The 17,533-nt window shown below is 55.0% G+C and carries 16 protein-coding genes, 1 tRNA gene and 3 pseudogenes; 9 read left to right on the forward strand and 11 right to left on the reverse strand.

What is annotated here, in order from left to right:
* Nucleotides 1-162 precede the first annotated feature (162 nt).
* From frsA to proA, 4 genes are all read left to right on the forward strand, one after another.
* Nucleotides 163-1,410 (forward strand): esterase FrsA, encoded by a 1,248-nt coding sequence (gene frsA, locus N6G83_RS30930; protein ID WP_024528973.1) that lies wholly within the window; start codon nt 163-165, stop codon nt 1,408-1,410.
* Between the two features lie 60 nt (nt 1,411-1,470).
* The gene (crl, locus tag N6G83_RS30935; protein ID WP_211136420.1) at nt 1,471-1,872 is read left to right on the forward strand and encodes a sigma factor-binding protein Crl; all 402 of its coding nucleotides are present in this window, start codon (nt 1,471-1,473) and stop codon (nt 1,870-1,872) included.
* Between the two features lie 111 nt (nt 1,873-1,983).
* A complete protein-coding gene (proB, locus tag N6G83_RS30940; protein WP_024483654.1) occupies nt 1,984-3,087 on the forward strand; it encodes a glutamate 5-kinase in 1,104 nt (367 codons plus the stop codon).
* Nucleotides 3,088-3,096: 9 nt separating this feature from the next.
* Nucleotides 3,097-4,350, forward strand: coding sequence for a glutamate-5-semialdehyde dehydrogenase (proA, locus tag N6G83_RS30945; protein WP_037434933.1), 1,254 nt, complete (start codon nt 3,097-3,099; stop codon nt 4,348-4,350).
* Between the two features lie 87 nt (nt 4,351-4,437).
* On the opposite strand, the gene N6G83_RS30950 is transcribed toward proA, so the two are convergent.
* The 3 genes from N6G83_RS30950 to N6G83_RS30960 all read right to left on the reverse strand — a co-directional run bounded on the left by N6G83_RS30950 (nt 4,438) and on the right by N6G83_RS30960 (nt 7,215).
* A complete protein-coding gene (locus tag N6G83_RS30950; protein WP_211136421.1) occupies nt 4,438-6,069 on the reverse strand; it encodes a class I SAM-dependent methyltransferase in 1,632 nt (543 codons plus the stop codon).
* 10 nt (nt 6,070-6,079) lie between these two features.
* Complete coding sequence (locus N6G83_RS30955; protein ID WP_024483657.1) at nt 6,080-6,337, reverse strand: YjhX family toxin; 258 nt, start codon at nt 6,335-6,337, stop codon at nt 6,080-6,082.
* A 305-nt stretch (nt 6,338-6,642) separates the two neighbouring features.
* Entirely contained in the window at nt 6,643-7,215 is a 573-nt protein-coding gene (locus N6G83_RS30960) for a DUF1349 domain-containing protein (protein WP_211136422.1), read from the reverse strand.
* Between the two features lie 327 nt (nt 7,216-7,542).
* Here N6G83_RS30960 and N6G83_RS30965 point away from each other — a divergent pair, with 327 nt between their 5' ends.
* Together N6G83_RS30965 and N6G83_RS30970 are read left to right on the forward strand one after the other, a co-directional pair.
* Nucleotides 7,543-8,145 carry a glycoside hydrolase family 16 protein gene (locus N6G83_RS30965; RefSeq protein WP_211136423.1) on the forward strand — a complete coding sequence of 201 codons (603 nt, stop codon included), beginning with the start codon at nt 7,543-7,545 and terminating at the stop codon, nt 8,143-8,145.
* Nucleotides 8,146-8,316: 171 nt separating this feature from the next.
* Nucleotides 8,317-8,479, forward strand: a pseudogene (locus N6G83_RS30970) (alkane 1-monooxygenase); the annotation flags it as partial.
* A gap of 3 nt (nt 8,480-8,482) precedes the next feature.
* Here the strand turns inward: N6G83_RS30970 and N6G83_RS30975 are convergent.
* Nucleotides 8,483-8,560, reverse strand: a pseudogene (locus N6G83_RS30975) (hypothetical protein); the annotation flags it as partial.
* A gap of 112 nt (nt 8,561-8,672) precedes the next feature.
* Between N6G83_RS30975 and N6G83_RS30980 the strand changes: the two are divergent.
* The gene (locus tag N6G83_RS30980) at nt 8,673-9,566 is read left to right on the forward strand and encodes a LysR family transcriptional regulator (RefSeq protein WP_024528964.1); all 894 of its coding nucleotides are present in this window, start codon (nt 8,673-8,675) and stop codon (nt 9,564-9,566) included.
* Nucleotides 9,567-9,599: 33 nt separating this feature from the next.
* Here the strand turns inward: N6G83_RS30980 and N6G83_RS30985 are convergent, their stop codons facing one another.
* The 3 genes and pseudogenes from N6G83_RS30985 to N6G83_RS30995 form a co-directional block, all read right to left on the reverse strand.
* Nucleotides 9,600-10,589, reverse strand: coding sequence for an aldo/keto reductase (locus tag N6G83_RS30985; protein ID WP_211136424.1), 990 nt, complete (start codon nt 10,587-10,589; stop codon nt 9,600-9,602).
* A gap of 26 nt (nt 10,590-10,615) precedes the next feature.
* Nucleotides 10,616-10,693, reverse strand: a pseudogene (locus N6G83_RS30990) (aldo/keto reductase); the annotation flags it as partial.
* Between the two features lie 78 nt (nt 10,694-10,771).
* The gene (locus N6G83_RS30995; protein ID WP_409529731.1) at nt 10,772-11,314 is read right to left on the reverse strand and encodes a phospholipase D family protein; all 543 of its coding nucleotides are present in this window, start codon (nt 11,312-11,314) and stop codon (nt 10,772-10,774) included.
* Nucleotides 11,315-11,547: 233 nt separating this feature from the next.
* Between N6G83_RS30995 and N6G83_RS31000 the strand changes: the two genes are divergently transcribed.
* The gene (locus N6G83_RS31000; RefSeq protein ID WP_211136425.1) at nt 11,548-12,867 is read left to right on the forward strand and encodes a hypothetical protein; all 1,320 of its coding nucleotides are present in this window, start codon (nt 11,548-11,550) and stop codon (nt 12,865-12,867) included.
* A gap of 42 nt (nt 12,868-12,909) precedes the next feature.
* A tRNA-Glu gene (locus N6G83_RS31005) sits at nt 12,910-12,982 on the forward strand.
* A 4-nt stretch (nt 12,983-12,986) separates the two neighbouring features.
* On the opposite strand, the gene fadK is transcribed toward N6G83_RS31005, so the two are convergent.
* The 4 genes from fadK to N6G83_RS31025 form a co-directional block, all read right to left on the reverse strand.
* Nucleotides 12,987-14,672, reverse strand: a complete 1,686-nt coding sequence (gene fadK, locus N6G83_RS31010; RefSeq protein WP_211136426.1) for a medium-chain fatty-acid--CoA ligase — start codon at nt 14,670-14,672, stop codon at nt 12,987-12,989.
* 258 nt (nt 14,673-14,930) lie between these two features.
* Nucleotides 14,931-15,224, reverse strand: a complete 294-nt coding sequence (locus N6G83_RS31015) for a ferredoxin family protein (RefSeq protein WP_260524080.1) — start codon at nt 15,222-15,224, stop codon at nt 14,931-14,933.
* Nucleotides 15,221-16,510: an FAD-dependent oxidoreductase gene (locus N6G83_RS31020; RefSeq protein WP_024528722.1), complete on the reverse strand. Its 1,290-nt coding sequence runs from the start codon at nt 16,508-16,510 to the stop codon at nt 15,221-15,223. The genes N6G83_RS31015 and N6G83_RS31020 overlap by 4 nt, the downstream gene beginning before the upstream one ends.
* A 59-nt stretch (nt 16,511-16,569) precedes the next feature.
* A complete protein-coding gene (locus tag N6G83_RS31025) occupies nt 16,570-17,520 on the reverse strand; it encodes an electron transfer flavoprotein subunit alpha (RefSeq protein ID WP_211136427.1) in 951 nt (316 codons plus the stop codon).
* Nucleotides 17,521-17,533: the final 13 nt, after the last annotated feature.

Here is a 17,533-nt window from a genome sequence, read left to right on the forward strand (position 1 = left end):
CTCTGCTTCAAACGCCCGGCAATACCGGGCGTTGTTGTTTATGCAGCGGTTTCGTCAAATTCGCTAAATTCCCCGCCTTATCCCCCCAGAGTTAGGTACACTAGCACCTAGATATCCCGGCTATTCAAGCCTTGATGTAAGTCTCAGGAGGCTGTTGTTACCATGGCACAGGCCAACCTTTCCGAAGTACTGTTCAAACCTTCATTTAAACATGTCGAAACCTCGACGTTAGTCACCCGTGCCCATCATGCGGTAGGTGCCGATATGCACTCCGCCTTGGAGGGGGACACCGATGGCAACTGGTATCGCATGCTCAACCATCTGCTGTGGACCTGGCGCGGGACCGATCCGCTGGAGATCAGCGAAGTGTTGGCGCGCATTGCGGCCTCCAACGCAGAACATAGCGACGATCACCTGCTGGATACCGTGGTCGGTTACCGAAACGGCAACTGGATCTACGAATGGGTGCGCCAGGGGATGCTGTGGCAACAGCGGGCATTGGAGCAAAAAGATCCGCTGGTCGGCGGGCAATATTGGCTGAATGCCGCCAATCTATACAGCATTGCCGGTTATCCACATTTAAAAGGGGATGAGCTGGCTGAACAGGCAGAGGTGCTCTCAAATCGTGCCTATGAAGAAGCTGCATTGCTGTTGCCATACCAGCTTAAAGAGTTGGAGTTCGCCATTGAGGGGGGCAGCTCCATCACCGGCTTCCTGCATATGCCCGATAACGGCCAGGCACCGTACCCAACGGTGCTGATGTGCGGTAGCCTGGATACTTTGCAGACCGATTATCACCGCCTGTTCCGTGATTATCTGGCGCCACACGGTATAGCGATGCTGACCATCGATATGCCGTCCATCGGTTCATCCTATAAGTGGAAGCTGACGCAAGATTCCAGCTTCCTGCATCAGCAGGTGTTGGCTCAACTGCCTTCCGTGCCTTGGGTTGACCATACGCGTGTCAGCGCCTTCGGCTTCCGCTTTGGTGCCAACGTGGCGGTGCGCCTGGCCTATCTGGAGTCGCAGCGTTTGCGCGGCGTAGCCTGCGTAGGGCCGGTGGTGCACAGCCTGCTGTGTGAGTTGAAGTGCCAGGACCACGTGCCGGATATGTATATGGACGTGCTGGCCAGCCGCATGGGCATGGCCAACGCCTCTGACAGCGTGCTGAAAACCGAGCTCAACCGCTATTCCCTGAAAACCCAGGGATTGCTGGGCCGCCGCTGCCCAACGCCGATGCTGGCCGCCTACTGGGATGACGATCCGCTCAGCCCAAAAGAAGAGTCGCAGCTGATCGCGTCTTCTTCACTGAACGGCAAACTGATCGCCATCCCGCGTACGCCGGTTTATCAGAGTTTCCATCAATCCTTACTGCAAATTTGTGATTGGCTAAGAGATAAAATGCGCTAACCAGTTGCTAATTTTTAACAGTTTGTTAAAAAGGGTGGACTACATTGTGGAGGTTGAAAAATGACGCTACCGAGTGGCCACCCTAAAAGCCGACTAATGAAACGCTTTGCCAGCCTGGGCCCTTATCTGCGCGAAGGGCAATGTGAGAACGACCGCTTTTTCTTTGACTGCCTGGCGGTCTGCGTCAACGTCAAGCCCGCGCCGGAAAAACGTGAATTCTGGGGCTGGTGGATCGAACTGCAGGCCGATAATTCCCGTTTCACCTATAGCTACCACTTTGGTCTGTTTGACAAGGAAGGGCGTTGGAACGAAGAAAAGATTAAAGATGCTGAAGTGAAAGATAAGCTGGAAACCACGCTGCGCGTGTTCCATCGTCGGCTGGGTGAACTGCTGGCCACCATGGAGCTGAAGCTGGAACCCGCCGATGATTTCATCGAGCAACCGATAAAACTCTCCGCCTAAATCAATTCCCCCGCAAATTTACGCCGAAATCGCGTTGTGCCTGTTGGCATAACGCGTCTCTCCTGTTACAACGTCCTTTGCATTCCTTTTAACTCCAACGGCAGAACTATTATGAACGGCAGCCAGACATTGGTTGTGAAATTGGGCACCAGCGTGTTGACCGGCGGTTCGCTGCGTCTGAACCGTGCCCATATTGTCGAACTGGTGCGCCAATGCGCCCAGCAACATGCAGCGGGTCACCGCATCGTTATTGTTACCTCCGGGGCGATCGCTGCCGGGCGGGAACACCTGGGCTACCCCGAGCTGCCTGCCACCATCGCTTCCAAGCAGTTGCTGGCGGCAGTGGGGCAGAGCCGGCTGATCCAGCTGTGGGAACAGCTGTTCTCGATCTATGGCATTCATATCGGGCAGATGCTGCTGACGCGTGCCGATCTGGAAGACCGCGAGCGCTTCCTCAACGCGCGTGACACCATGACCGCGCTGCTGGATAACCGCATTGTCCCGGTGATTAATGAGAACGATGCGGTTGCCACCGCAGAAATCAAAGTCGGCGACAACGATAACCTGTCTGCATTGGCTGCCATTTTGGCCGGTGCCGATAAACTGCTGCTGCTGACCGATCAGCAGGGCCTGTATACCGCCGACCCGCGCAATAACCCGGAAGCCGAGCTGATCCGTGAAGTGCACGGCGTTGACGATGCGCTGCGTGCCATTGCCGGTGACAGCGTTTCCGGTCTGGGTACCGGCGGCATGGGCACCAAACTCCAGGCGGCCGACGTGGCTTGCCGTGCGGGCATTGATGTGATTATTGCTGCCGGTAGCAAGCCGGGCGTAGTGGCCGATGTGATTGAGGGCAACCCGGTGGGCACCCGCTTCCATGCGCTGGAAACCCCGTTGGAGAACCGCAAACGCTGGATCTTCGGTGCGCCGCCTGCAGGCGAGATCACCGTTGACGATGGGGCGGTAGAAGCGATGATGGCCCGTGGCAGTTCACTGCTGCCGAAGGGGATCCGCGATGTTAAAGGTGATTTCTCACGCGGTGAGGTGATCCGCATCCGCAATCTGGCGGGGCGCGATCTGGCTCATGGCGTCAGCCGTTATAACAGCGATGCCATGCGCATGATCGCCGGGCACCACTCGCAGCAAATCAGCGAGATCCTGGGCTATGAATATGGCCCGGTGGCCGTGCATCGCGACGATATGATCGTAAGTTAAGGAGTGAACATGCTCGAGCAGATGGGGAAAGCCGCTAAACAGGCTTCCTGGCAGTTGGCGGTACTGAGCACGGCGAAAAAGAACCAGGTGTTGGCGGTAATGGCCGACATGCTGGAGGCTCGCAGCGAAGAAATTCTACAGGCGAATGAGCAGGATATGGCGCAGGCGCGTGCCACCGGGATGAGTGAAGCCCTGTTGGATCGCCTGTTGTTAACCCCAGCGCGTCTGGCGGCGATCGCCAACGATGTGCGCCAGGTCTGCCGCCTGAGCGATCCGGTTGGTCACGTGTTGGACGGCAATCTGCTGGACAGCGGCCTGAAGCTGGAGCGCCGCCGTGTGCCGCTCGGGGTGATTGGCGTGATCTATGAAGCGCGCCCCAACGTCACCATTGACGTTGCCAGCCTGTGCTTGAAAACCGGTAATGCGGTGATCTTGCGCGGCGGTAAAGAAACTCACCACACCAATCAGGCGACGGTGAAAGTGATCCAGCAGGCGCTGGAACAGTGCGGCCTGCCAGCGGCGGCGGTGCAGGCGATCGAAAGCCCGGATCGTGAACTGGTGAATGAACTGCTGCGAATGGATCGCTATGTAGACATGCTGATCCCACGCGGCGGTGCCGGGCTGCATAAGCTGTGCCGCGAGCAATCGACCATTCCGGTGATCACCGGCGGTATCGGCGTGTGCCATATCTATGTAGACGACAGCGTAGACTACGACAAGGCGCTGACCGTCATCGAAAACGCCAAGATACAGCGGCCAAGCGCCTGCAACTCGGTCGAAACCCTGCTGGTTAACCGCACTATCGCTAACAGCTTCCTGCCTGCGCTGAGCGCGCGTATGGCCGCCGTTGGGGTAACGTTGCACGCCAGCGATAACGCCATGCCGTTGTTGCAGGAAGGGCCCGCGAAGGTGGTTGCAGTGGCCGCGGAAGATTACGATGACGAATGGCTATCGTTGGATTTGAACGTGACGCTGGTGGACGATATCGATCAGGCCATCGATCATATTCGTACCCACGGCACCAGCCATTCCGATGCCATTCTGACGCGCTCGCTGAGCAACGCCGAGTATTTCGTCCGTGCGGTGGATTCCTCTGCGGTATACGTCAATGCCAGCACCCGCTTTACCGATGGCGGCCAGTTTGGTTTGGGAGCAGAAGTCGCGGTCAGCACTCAGAAACTGCACGCCCGCGGCCCGATGGGGCTGGATGCGCTGACCACCTATAAGTGGATTGGCTACGGCGACGATTTGGTGCGCAGCTAGGTTCAGGTTTAAATGATGCGAAAGGGCGCAGTGTATAGATACTGCGCCCTTGTTGTTTCTGGCTATTGGCTCACTCGCCGCTTTTGATCATCGAGCCATCAAAGCAAACACCCCCCAGCCAAGGTATTCACGCGTGAACGCCACGTGGCGTTTTGGCGCTGTCGTCAACTGTGTCCGGACTTCCTCCGCCATGTCGTCATCGGGGTTTGCCTCTAACCACCGGTGCATCGTCAACCACATGGCTGCTACGTACCTGTCCCAACCTTCCTGATCTGCCAACACCATTTCTACGACGTCGTAACCGAGCGTGTCGAAAGAGGTGACAAGATCTGCCAGGGGGAGAAAGTCTGAGAGGGCATTGGCGCCACACTCTTTGGCGATTTCTTCCGTCGGCGGCAACAGACGCCAGTAAGGCTCACCGATTAGCAGGAGCCCGCCAGGTTTGAGGCTTTTACTCAGCAGCTCGAGAGTCCCGGCGACGCCTCCAGCAATCCAGGTGGCACCGACGCAGGCCACCACGTCACATTTTTCATCGGCTACGTAACCGGCAGCGTCGTTATGGATAAAATCGACGCGATCGGTGACACCGAGTTCATCTGCGCGCAGTTTGGCCTGTTGAGTAAATAATGGGCTCATGTCGATGCCAGTACCGGTGATATTGTAGTCGCGCGCCCAGGTGCAGAGCATCTCCCCCGAACCGCTGCCGAGGTCGAGCACTCTCGTGCCTGGAGCCATACGTAATACTGCGCCGAGAGTGGCGTACTTCTCGGGCGTGAACGGGTTATGGATGCGGTGAGCACTTTCGCAGATAGTGAAAATACGTGGGATATCCAATGCAGAATTCCTTTCATTGATTTGTGTAGTGTCAGAGGTTGCTGTGATTGCTTTTTCTGCCAGCAGGGCAATCAGTTTTCCTTCGAACGTTTCGCTGACTGGCCATGCTGCACTATCCGGGCCGGGGAGCACGGTGAGGCCGCAATCACCGATCAGGTGGAGATATTCTTCATCGTGCCAGGCCGTCATTTGGTTACCAAAGCGGGTGACGTCACCATTTTCTTCGATGGCCCAGAACAACGTTGAGCTGGTCTGCGCCGTTTCATCCCAGGCGTGTTCCGTCAATAACAAGTGAGGCCTGGCGAGAAACAGTCCTTGCGGACAGCGTTGCCAGCTCGGTGCAGCCATGCCCTGACGCTTTATTTCATCAAAGGTATGCACTTCTGCCAGCAGCTTGCCTCCTGGAACTAACCACTGTGCGCAACGGCTAAGCAAGGTATGGGCGTCCACCGCGCTGAAGACATTCAGTTCACCAAAGGTCATCATGATGAAATCGAACCGCTTCTCCGGGGAGTACATCCGTACATCCTGTTCGATATATTCAATGACCAATCCTGCCGCCTGTGCTTGCTGACGGGCATAGGCGATAGATGCTGGAGAGAAATCCACGCCGGTACAGTGAAAGCCTTGCTCTGTAAGCATGCGGGTGTAAAAGCCTGGGCCGCAGCCGAGATCGAGAATGCGTGCGCCTGCCGGGAGCTGGCTGGTGATCCATGCCACCTGTCGTTCAATGACCGGTAGTTTCCGGCTGGCCCAGTCGTGCTCCTGCGACAAGTGGTTCTCCAGCATGCGTTGGCTAAACGCCGGATCGTTCCAAGGGATTTTGCTTTCATCTGGCGACAGTTTTATGAGGTAGGAGCCAGAAATAATCGTGTTGATGTCCATCACACTCTCCTTAGCGGTTGTCCAACTGGGCGCGAACGTTGTTCAGCCCGCTGGTATTGATGCGGTACGGTTGTCCATTGACGGACTTGATCAGCTTTTTGGTTTTGAGTTTTTTGAATACGGCGAGCGTGCAGTCGCTGAGCAGCAGCCCTTCACGGCTGTAGCATTCAACGGAAGTGACGCGGCCGGATGTATCGCGGACGTGCGCAATACGTCCACCTTTGGCGAGAACGTGTAAGGTACGTTGTTCCTGACGGGATAAATTCATGCTGAAAAACCTGTTAATCATCATGTGCAAAACGTGCAAACACACAGCGGTGTCCGCATTCGATTTCGGCGCATTGATAATCAGTCCGGCCTGAAAAGGTCGGGAAGCTGATTATCGGATGATTACATTCTCCAGCATCAAAGCCTCGGTATGAGTTGAAAGGGTTTTACGCAACGATGTTAACACATGTTTTTTGTATGGGAATAAGCAGCCACTTAAAAGTGTGATCCTTGATACATCAACGCTAATGTTGTCGGACGAGAGTGAAGGCGATCCAGCATACCGAATCGCACAGACTCGAACGATTAACTTAGGTCATGTAATGTTTTATCCACCGGCGGAGTTAGCGTGATATTCAGGAAATCCACCGATAACCCGCGACGTTCAGGCGTACAGCACATCACACCGATTTTCGCTGGGCCCTGCGGAAAATAACATAGGCGTAGCAACGGCCAGTGATGACCCTCCGTTGAGTATTGTAACCGCAGGCTGTTGCCTTTGCGGGTCAAGCGAAGCCAGAACTCACGTGGATCACCCGTAAAGGTGCCGGTTGCCCAGTCTGAGTTCTCCAGCGTCAGCACGCTGCCGATTGCGGGAGTGCCGTCGTTAAACTCAATGCCGGCTTTAAGCCAGTGCTGGTCATCGGTCATGAACATGAGCCCGGCCTGGTCATACAGCGTGGTGAAGTCCGCGCAGACCTTAACCTGAAAGGTGAAGTCTTCACTGACGTCGGTGGCGAAGATGTGCCCTGAAAAACGCTCAAACCCGTACCAGGTTTTTCGCCAGAAGTCGGTTTTGTCATTTGTGACAACGCTTAACTTGCCGTTATCGCACTGCCATTGTTCGGGTTCATTAATCCAGTAAAAGGAATCAAGCATCGGTCCTCCCAGGGCCAAAAAATACACCTTTGTCTACAGGAAATCAGTTTATGCCTTTGTTGATACAATGACCTCCCCCCGAAGCCCATCGTCTTTCAGCGCTATGATGCGCCAGACCAGCGTCAAAAATGGGACTGCCGGTATCATTATCGCCTTGGCTGGTGGTTCCAGATTAAATAATTCTGCAAGCAAGCCCACAAATATTGATTGAGCGCAGATAGCGACTCGTTTCAAGTTTGATAATCTCTGATCGCCCATTGGTTAACCGGCATCTTTAACCAACACATAAATTCTAAAGCAACACTGTTATATTTCAGGTGGGTAATAATGAAAATTGCAAGCCAAAAAATCATTGACGGGGAAAGATACCAGCTGGAATTTTATGACGGGTTTGATCGCGGTTATCTCGATGAGTCTCATTGGCTTCCCTACTATCTACCGCAGTGGAGTAGCCGGGCGTTATCCTCACCCAGATTCGAATTTTCTGAAAACGGCTTTTCACTTAATATCGAGCAAGATCAACAGCCCTGGTGCCCGGAGTTTAATGGGGAAGTCAGAGTATCTTCTCTGCAAACCGGTGTTTACTCTGGCCCGGAGGGGTCACTACTTGGTCAGCATCGCTTTTCGCCAGACTGCCGGGTGCGTCAGGCACAGGTGGCTGAGAAAAAATATCTGCCAAAATATGGCTATTTCGAACTGCGAGCCAAATGCCTTATTGCAGCAAACAATGTCGCTGCACTCTGGATGATAGGTTACGAAGATCTCCCCGAGCGGTCTGCGGAGATTTGCCTCTTCGAGCTTAAGGGTAAGAATATCCGTAACGGCTACTCTATGAGGAGCCTGTTGAGATTGATGTCACTCTATTCAACACTTACGCCATTGCAAGGACGGAAAGCAAGATTGATTTCTTTATCAATGATCGAAAAGTGAGAACCATCAATCAATCACCCGATTATGAAATGCAGCTGATGTTAAATATTTATGATCTTGAAAATAACAACGCTGAAAATATGCGTTTCTATATCGACTATGTTGCCGGGTTCCGCATGCTTACCCGATGTTCCCATAATGAAGACATGTTAATCAGAACGAGTGTATTAGATTTATCATCGAATCAGCCTTCCTGATAAGGGCCCGCTTGCAGAAGAGGAAACAGCCTCTGCCGCTTTGCAGCGTACGCTGTACTTGGCTAAATACGCCGAATCCTGGGGGTTACCATCGATTCTGGATTGCTGAGCATCACAATACTCCGCGCCTGGCCAGCCTCCCGGCCAGGCAGCGCATTGAAGATCAGGCGTAGCAGCGAATTTTGTCTGAATTGCGCGACGATTTGCCGTTTTTGTTGGCGAGTTATCAGCAACCTTTGTTGGCAACGGCGCTAAAATGGTAGTGTCTATGAACTAGTTTCATAAATTCTGTCCGAACAGGCAAGGTTTACGTCAACCAAGGGAATACGCATGCTGAAAGAAAACTTCAATGAGCTACAGGTTTTTCTCGTCGTGGCGAGGGAGAGAAGTTTTACCAAAGCGGCGGGTAAGCTGGGTGTTTCACAGTCTGCACTCAGCCACGCTATAAAGGCGCTGGAGGAGCGTTTAAACCTGCGTCTGCTAACTAGAACCACTCGCAGCGTTGCCCCCACGGAGGCGGGTGAGCGGATCATTGCCTGTCTCGAACCCCGTATTGCAGACCTTGAACAGCAGTTGGAAGCTCTCGTTCAACTGAATGGTTCCGCGTCCGGTAATATTCGGCTTTCGGCGGGCGAACATGCGGTGCGCAGCCTGCTATGGCCAAAGCTAAAGCCGTTTCTACGGCAATACCCGGAAATCAACGTTGAGCTGGTGGTAGATAACGGATTTATCGATATTGTGGATGGGCGTTTCGATGCCGGAGTTCGCCTTGGCGAAAGCGTCGATAAGGACATGGTTGCCGTGAAGATCGGCCCGGATATGCGTATGGTGGTGGTTGGCGCGCCAGCGTATTTCGCCACCAACAGCATTCCGCAGACACCACATGAACTGCAGGATCATCAGTGCATTAATATGCGTTTACCTACCGCAGGCGGCTTATATCACTGGGAGTTTGAGAAAGCAGGCAAGCCGCTGCGCGTCAGGGTTGAGGGCCAACTGACGTTGAACTTGTTGTCGGAGAGAATCGACGCGGTGCTGTCAGGGTTTGGCCTTGCCTGCGTGCCAGAGGATATGGTCCAAGGCTTGGTCAAATCCGGCGAACTTGTTCAGGTGCTGCAAGAGTGGTGCCCCTCTTTCCCGGGTTACTATCTCTATTACCCCAGTAGAAAGCAGCATCCTCCCGCGTTTGCTCTATTGATTGATGCGTTGCGCTGGGGTGATTAAATGGCTTGCGGGAAACCGCAAGCCAGAGAAACCTTAACGACCCACGCGTGCCTGTAAGGCGGCCGGATAACGTTCACCCACGATTTTCACCTTCTCCAGCGCTTGAGTCATCTTGAGCAAATCATTCTGGGAAAGAATGAGATCTGCAGCCCCCAGATTCTCTTCCAGCCGATGCAGTTTGGTTGTCCCTGGGATGGGCACAATCCACGGTTTTTGTGCCAGTAGCCAGGCCAGAGCAATTTGCGCTGACGTCACGCCTTTCTCTGTGGCAAGTATTGTCAGCAGGCTGACTAACTGCTCATTCGCTTCCAGCGCCTCTGCGGCAAAACGCGGCACCTTGCTGCGGAAATCATCTTCACCGAATGTCGTGCCGGCTTTGATAGCTCCGGTCAAAAAGCCTTTGCCCAATGGGCTGAATGGCACGAATCCAATCCCTAACTCTTCCAGCACCGGCAGGATTTCCTGCTCAGGTTGACGCCACCACATTGAGTATTCACTCTGTAGGGCGGTAACCGGCTGTATCGCATGAGCGCGCCGAATGGTTTGCACGCCAGCCTCTGACAGGCCGAAGTGTTTGACCTTACCTTCAGCAATCAGATCCTTCACGGTGCCCGCAACGTCTTCAATGGGGACATCGTGATCGACGCGGTGTTGATACAGCAGATCGATCACGTCGGTTTTAAGCCTGCGCAGTGAGCCTTCCACTGCCTGGCGGATATGTTCTGGGCGGCTGTTTAAAATTTGCTGTTTGTTATCATCACCAAAGGTAAAGCCAAATTTAGTGGCGATAACGACCCGATCGCGCAAGGGTTTTAAGGCTTCGCCGACCACTTCTTCATTCAGATACGGGCCATACACTTCGGCGGTATCGAAAAAGGTCACGCCACGCTCAACGGCTGCGCGGATAAGTTCAACGGCCTGACGGGTATCCGTTGCCGGGCCATAGCCGAAGCTCAACCCCATACAGCCCAGGCCCAGCGCTGACACTTCCAGCCCGGATTTACCGAGATAACGTGTTTGCATTCGGGAATTTCTCCAATTTTATGTCGTTAAACGTCGAGTTTGCGGCCGGTCAGCCGTTCCACCATGGCCGGATCGCGATGCGAGAAGAAAGCACTGGTCGCGCTTGCAGATGAACTTATGTTAGCGGGTAAAGGCAGGGAGATAATCACGGATAATAGGATAGGCACTATGAGTAGAATTCATCAATGTGGCCGTTTCGTGGCTTCAAGCCTCACCTTGTAAGGGAGGCCCAAATCCCAGCGGCTTTGCCAGTGTGCGATGAACTGCCTGGTAACGTCGGGCATATGGCGCAGTACCACCACGTTTTCGCTATTTTGCGTCTCAGCTGAGGAAGCATAGTTAAACGAGCCGGTTTCCACCGTCTTGCCATCGACAATAATCGTCTTGTCGTGCTGAATATGATAATGCCCATCGATGCGCATCTGTATGCCGTGAGTGGCCGCGAAGTTAATCGCGGTCTGGCTGGTTTTGCCCTGATTCCGGCGTTTGTCGACTACCACGCGCACCTCCACTCCCCGATTGTGCGCCGCTACCAGCGCCTGAGTGATATCGGGTGCCTGGAAAGAATAACCTATCATTTGGATGGACCGATGTGCGTGGCCGATAATGTTCAGCACCAACGCCCGCGCCGAGCCCTCAGGCGAAAACCCCACCTGCACGTTAGGAGCCGCATTGGCAGCGGCAGGCAAGGCGACGGCAGCGATCAGCACTAGCCGATTTATCAGGTTTTTAAACAATTCTGTGCTCCAAGGTGAACGCGGTAGGAATAACAAAGCAGCAGGCACTGGGCCAGGTTCGGTGAGTTTAACTTGGTCGCAGGGGGCATTTCACGACTAAACGGGTTGATCAATTGACCTCTATCAAAATAGTCAACAGTATGTCATTTGGATGATGCTCAGGCTGAAGCCTGCATCAACTGACCCCCTTAAGATTTTAACTTTTTAATGGATTAACCCTGATGGATAACCTCGCTCGGCTGTTCTCCTCACTGCAAGCCCGCCTTCGCCCGGAAGACGTGGCTGAACTGATCCTCACGCAATTGGGGGATTCCCTGACACCCGTAGAAACGGCTCTGCTACGACAGGCGGCAACTGGGTCACTGAAGTCCGGCCTGGTACAGATGACCTCGATGATGCAGGAGTTTCGTCAACCGATTGCTCCAGAGAAACAGGTGGTGAAGGCAGGGGAGTTGTTTGCTGGTGCCCCGGTGTTGGACAGCATTGATTGCAGCGATATTCAACAGGTTCGCCAACTGATTGAGCAACTATCGGTGGAGATCCAGAAAGCCCCAGGCAGTAATAATTTTATCGCCGACCGTTTCAGCCGTGCGCAGCGGCAGCAGGCGGGCATGGATATCTCCAAACGGCGCTATAACAAGCTGTTCCGTTTTCTGCAGCGCTTTGAGAGCAAGCTGGCGACCTACCAACTGGAAACGCAAAAATACCAGGCGACCCGGATGGCTAAATCTGGGCTGGCGATGATGATCCGCTATGAGGATTTTGCCTCCACGCCGGACGTTGCCTGCTTTATTGCCTGGCTTTCCGCCCGCCTGAACCGCCGCAGCGTGTTTACCAACCAGGCACAGGATCGTGCTTTTGACCAGATTGGCGAGATGCTGCTGGCGCGGGTACGACAGGCGCCGACATCGGCAGGCTGGTACGCCATTGCCCATATCATGCCGGATCGTGACATCGTAAAGCACCTCGACGATCGGCAAAAGCTGAGCCTGTTCACTCTCTATCTGGCACAGCTCAATGAACTGGCCGGATTGCTACAATTGATTTGGCAACGCAATACCTTCAATCGCCAGACCATGATTGTGAAGCGTGGCGACGACTCCTCTACCTGGAATGCCCTGGCCGGAGCCTGGAACAGCGCCCGGCAAGGGTGGCTTGCGCTGGCTGTCGTATTAGGGATGGAGGAGATGGTCGAACAGATGTGCCTGGGCAAAGTGCTGCGCCTGATGGCTGGGGACGTCGCCGCCTGGCACTATCAGACGGGCGGTGGGTTGGAGCCGGATACTCAGGTGTGGGCGCATCTGCCGTTGCCTTGGGAAGTGTTTTCTGGTGCCAGCAGTTGCACCAAAGCCGATGTGCAGCGGGTCTGCGAGCAGTTTGGCGTCGATCCTTATAACAAGGGGTGGATCGGCCCACGCCGCAATCGGCAGGCGGTGGCGTTTGTGCCAACGCCGGAGCTGGTTCATGGGGTGGTGGTCGATAAGCCGGAGATCGCCCTGATACTGCGCAAGGCGGGCTATTTTTCCGGTAAAGGCGGTTAGCCCGCTTGACCGGGCTGACGGCTCGTAGATAATAGCCCTAACTCTGGTATAGCTCAGTGGTAGAGCAGTCGGCTCTCCATCCGACTGGACACAGGTTCGAGCCCTGTTGCCAGAGCCTTTCATTTTGCTTGTTCCGTAATGCGAACATCGTCTCTTTTCCCCATAGCCGCCTGTTTAACCTCTTCGCCAAGACGCTGGATAATATCCTGACGTAGCAGGAATTTTTGTATCTTGCCCGAGGCGTTACGCGGCAGGCTGTCCACCATCACCAGATGTTCCGGGTATTTGTATTTGGCGACCCGTTTGCGCCCGAAGAACGCGATGACCTCCTCCAGGGTGAGTGAACCGTAAGCGGCCTTTAGCACCACGTAGGCGCAGGACCTTTCCCCTAATCGTTCATCCGGCATGGCAACAATAGCGGCATCATGGATACGAGGATGTTGCATCAGGATATCCTCCACTTCGCGGCTGCTGATATTTTCCCCGCCACGCACGATAATATCCTTCTTGCGGCCAGTAATTTTAATGTAGCCGTCAGCGTCCATGCGGCACAGGTCACCGCTGTAGTACCAGCCATCCTCATCCAGCGCACGGGCGCTCAGCTCGGGTTCATCCAGATACCCCATAAATACGTTGGGGCCACGTGAGGCTTCTTCACCTTCTTCGCCGTAGGGGAGTGGATTGCGGTCTTTATCTACCACTTTGATTTCTACCCCAGGTGCGGCAAAACCGTCGGTGTTGAGCACGCGGGAAAGGGGATCGTCCAGGTTGACCACCGCGTGGGGCGAACTTTCCGTTGAGCCATAGACGCTGAGCAGTTTAATGCCCATTTGCAGGCAGTCCTGGGCAATTTTTTTCGGGATGGTGGTGCCGCCGCACAGGAAGAAGCGTAGCGATGAGATGTCGTGCGGCTGCTGTTGCAGGGTGCATAACAGGTCATAGACAAAAGGCGTTGCTCCGAGCACGCAAGTGCAGCGCTCTTGTTGCAGCAGGGCAAGGCAATCGAGCGGATTAAAGATATCGAGCAGGACGCTGCGTGCGCCAATCAGAAAGGGGGCCGTCACGCCGTGCAAGAAACCGGTCGCATGCCCCAGCGGTGCGGGCATCAGGAAGGTATCCAACCAGGTAAGATTGAGCCGTGCGCAGTAGGCACGCTCGCTGGCCAGAATATTGTTGTGCGTCAGCATCACGCCTTTGGGTTTGCCTTCGGTGCCGGAGGTGAACAGTACGGCGGCCAGTTCATCGCCATGCACGTTGACCTGCTTGGTCAGTGGCGGAGTGTCTCGCAGCAACTGGCTCAGTGCGGGGGCGGTAGTTGCGGGAGAAAGCTTATCGACGGCCACCACCTCAAGTAGGCCCGGTATTTGATCGCGTAGCGGCAATATGAGGTCAATTGGGCGGGTATTTCTGAATGAGGTTGGCGCGAACAGCACCTTAGCCTGGCATTTGTTCAGCACCCAGACCAGCTCGGCCTCTCGCCAAGAGGGGAGCAGGGGAACGGAAACCGCCCCCGTTTTCAGGCAAGCCAGGTAGATCACGGTAAACTCACACCAGCCGGGAAGCTGAAATGCGATGCGGTCACCCGGTTCGATACCGCAGGAGATCAACCATGCTGCCAAGCTACTTGCCGCGCGGTCGAGGGCGGCATAAGTGTAGGACGTCCCCCGATTGTCGATCACGGCAATCTTTTCCGGCATGGCCTGCAGGGTTTGATGCCAGTAATCGGCAAGCGATGCATCGCCCCAAAAACCTTGCTGCCGGTATTTGGCCCGGCGTTCGGGATTGAGTTTTATCGTGACACTCATTGTTTATCTCTATTCATTATTTCTGGGGGGATGGTGAACTGTTCTGGTCCGGTAAACATTGCCCCTCACCCTAGCCCTCTCCCACAGGGAGAGGGGACCGATCGAGCGTGTTTGAAATTGTAGTGACCCACCTTTGATCAGTGACGAGCGGTTTGCTGAGAGGGTCTCTTTACTGCCAAAAGTGCAAGGGCTATCAGCTCCCTCTCCCTACGGGAGAGGGTTGGGGTGAGGGGCTGGCACGCTCTTTCAGGCAGACGCTCACCCGTAGCGAAACTCAACGCCAAACGTCCCCAGAGGATATTCCCACTGCTTAAGAATGGTGTTGCCGCACAGCACGCGGCAGGTCCCGCATTCCAGACAACCGGCGGAATCGAAATGGATATTGCCTGCGCTGTCTTGCTTATACAGCCCGGCAGGGCAGGCCAGCATCAGCTTACGGAACTCGTCCATATTGGGGTTATCCACCAGAATGATGTGCGGATGGCCTTCATTGACATGGAACTTGTTGATGCCCAGTTTGACGTCTACGTTGACCGGATTTTCGCTGCTCATAGCGCTGTTGCCCCCTTGATGCCGTCTTTCAATAAATTCATCAGCCCAATCTGTTTCACCCTTTTCATCAGAGCCTTACGCACGGGCTGAGTGGGGCTGCCATCGATGGTGAACATATCCCCCATGATGTCCGCGACCATGCGCGGATACTGGGTAAACAGGCGCGGGTTTTCCATGAGCGCAGGGATTTTGCGAAAGTGGTGTACCTCATGCATCACACAGTTTTGCTCCAGGGCGTGCTTATATTCCCCCAGGCTGCTGGCGGAAAAGTTCTGCCGCTGCTTGGCCGCGATGGCCGTATTGGCTGCGGCCTGTGCCGATGCAATAGCGAGATCCATGCCACGTATGGTAAAGCCCAGGTTCAGGCAGAATCCTGCCGCGTCGCCGACGATCATCACGCCGCCGTCAGCCAGCGTTGGCACCATGGCCTTGCCGCCTTCCGGAACCAGATGCGCGCCGTACTCCAGCAGTTTTCCTCCCTGGATCAGTGGGCGAATGGAGGGGTGCTGTTTAAAGTCCTCCAGCATCTGGGGTACGCTTTTCCCCGCGTGGCCAATCTCCCCAAGGCCGCATACCAGCCCTAAAGAAATGGAGTCCCGGTTGGTATAGAGAAATCCGCCCCCCATCAGGCCATTGGACGGGGAACCGGCAAACAGCCAGGCGGCTCCGTCATTGCCAGAGAGGTTAAAGCGATCTTCGATCACCGAGGGGGATAAACCGATAAGCTCTTTGACACCTACCGCATAGTGATGCGGTGAAGAGGGGGGCACCAGGTTAATCGAGCGGCCGAGCATGGAGTTCACACCGTCAGCCAGGATCACTATGTCAGCCTTCAGGATATCGTCGCCCGCCTGCACGCCGGTGACTTGATTACCTTCCCGTATCAGCGCGTCGACGCGGACACCCGAGATAAACTGTGCTCCGGCCTGTTCGGCTTTTTCCATCAACCAGGGATCGAACCGGTTGCGCAGCACGGTATATGATGCCTGGGCGGCAATGTCGGGTTTCTCGCTGTGAAAATCGAGCGTGACGGCGCTTTCTTCCGTCATGAATGAGATCTTTTCGCGGGTGACTTTACGTTCTACCGGCGCTTCCTCAGCGAACCCGGGCATAATGCGTTCCAGACTATGGGCATACAGGCGCCCCCCGGTCATGTTCTTACTGCCAGCGCTGTTGCCGCGTTCGATGACCAGTACATCCAACCCGGCCTGCGCCATCACGTAGCTGGCTACGGCACCAGCGACGCCAGCACCGACCACGATGGCATCAAATTTATCATCCGACATGCTTATGCTCCCTATCCCGCCGCGGGTGTGCGGCGAGATGCGTGCGGTGAATCAAAGGGTTAATGACCTAATTGGTCGATCAGGGCTGGGACCACTTTGTAAATGTCGCCCACCAGGCCGTAGTCGGCATAGTTGAAGATCGGGGCGTTTTTGTCCTTGTTCACCGCGACAATGATCTTGGCACCGTTGCCGCCGACCATATGCTGGATCTGCCCGGAAATGCCCAGCATCAGGTAGAGATCGGATTTCAACTGCACGCCAGATACCCCGATATAGCGCTCGCGTTCCATCCAGTTTTCGCCCTCGGCGATAGGGCGAGAGCAGCCAACCTCTGCTCCTAACAGGGCTGCCAACTCATGGACCATTTTCAGGTCGTCCTGTGCAGCCAGCCCACGTCCGACACCAACCACGCGTTTGGCCTTGCTGAGATCGACGCTGCTCAGCGCTTTGGCACGGCGCTCCTTACAGAGGATTTCCTGACGCGGGGCAACATAGCTGAGCTGAGTGACCAGGCAGTCATGCGCCGGGTCGGCAGCGGCAGGCTCCACCACACCGGGAGCCAGGGTGATGATGGCGGTGGTGGAGTTGATCTTTTCTTTACCGAAGGCCAATCCGCCATACATACGGTGTTCGGCGATGAAATCAGCCCCGTCGACGTGCACGGCGGTCACATCGTTCACCACCGCTGCGTTCAGCAGTACCCCCAGGCGGGCGGTGAGTGCTTTACCACGCTTGGTGGCAGCCATCAGCACCAAGGCTGGAGTTTGTTCGCCGTTCACCTCTTTCAGGATATCCACCAGGGTCTCAGCATAATTTTCAATACGCTGCAGTGCAGAGGTTTTCTCCAGCACGTAGATGCCGTCTGCCCCCAGAGACTTGAGCCGGGCAACCTGTTCGCTGTCCTGCACGAGGGCATAAACATGCTCGCCCCACTGGCGTGCACCTGCCATCAGTTCACCGTAGCGCTCAACGTTGTCGCTGAACACCCATACGTTTGTCAGTTTACTCATGATGATTTTCTCC

It is taken from the genome of Serratia sp. PL7, from assembly GCF_945957435.1.

Bases quoted from the DNA above. Each gene is read 5' to 3' on its own strand.
- N6G83_RS31000 (WP_211136425.1), top strand. From the start codon at position 11,548: ATGGATAACCTCGCTCGGCTGTTCTCCTCACTGCAAGCCCGCCTTCGC.
- N6G83_RS31025 (WP_211136427.1), bottom strand. From the start codon at position 17,520: ATGAGTAAACTGACAAACGTATGGGTGTTCAGCGACAACGTTGAGCGC.
- proB (WP_024483654.1), top strand. From the start codon at position 1,984: ATGAACGGCAGCCAGACATTGGTTGTGAAATTGGGCACCAGCGTGTTG.
- N6G83_RS30955 (WP_024483657.1), bottom strand. From the start codon at position 6,337: ATGAATTTATCCCGTCAGGAACAACGTACCTTACACGTTCTCGCCAAA.
- proA (WP_037434933.1), top strand. From the start codon at position 3,097: ATGCTCGAGCAGATGGGGAAAGCCGCTAAACAGGCTTCCTGGCAGTTG.
- frsA (WP_024528973.1), top strand. From the start codon at position 163: ATGGCACAGGCCAACCTTTCCGAAGTACTGTTCAAACCTTCATTTAAA.
- N6G83_RS30950 (WP_211136421.1), bottom strand. From the start codon at position 6,069: ATGGACATCAACACGATTATTTCTGGCTCCTACCTCATAAAACTGTCG.
- N6G83_RS30980 (WP_024528964.1), top strand. From the start codon at position 8,673: ATGCTGAAAGAAAACTTCAATGAGCTACAGGTTTTTCTCGTCGTGGCG.
- N6G83_RS31020 (WP_024528722.1), bottom strand. From the start codon at position 16,510: ATGTCGGATGATAAATTTGATGCCATCGTGGTCGGTGCTGGCGTCGCT.
- N6G83_RS31015 (WP_260524080.1), bottom strand. From the start codon at position 15,224: ATGAGCAGCGAAAATCCGGTCAACGTAGACGTCAAACTGGGCATCAAC.
- N6G83_RS30965 (WP_211136423.1), top strand. From the start codon at position 7,543: ATGAAAATTGCAAGCCAAAAAATCATTGACGGGGAAAGATACCAGCTG.
- N6G83_RS30960 (WP_211136422.1), bottom strand. From the start codon at position 7,215: ATGCTTGATTCCTTTTACTGGATTAATGAACCCGAACAATGGCAGTGC.
- N6G83_RS30985 (WP_211136424.1), bottom strand. From the start codon at position 10,589: ATGCAAACACGTTATCTCGGTAAATCCGGGCTGGAAGTGTCAGCGCTG.
- crl (WP_211136420.1), top strand. From the start codon at position 1,471: ATGACGCTACCGAGTGGCCACCCTAAAAGCCGACTAATGAAACGCTTT.
- fadK (WP_211136426.1), bottom strand. From the start codon at position 14,672: ATGAGTGTCACGATAAAACTCAATCCCGAACGCCGGGCCAAATACCGG.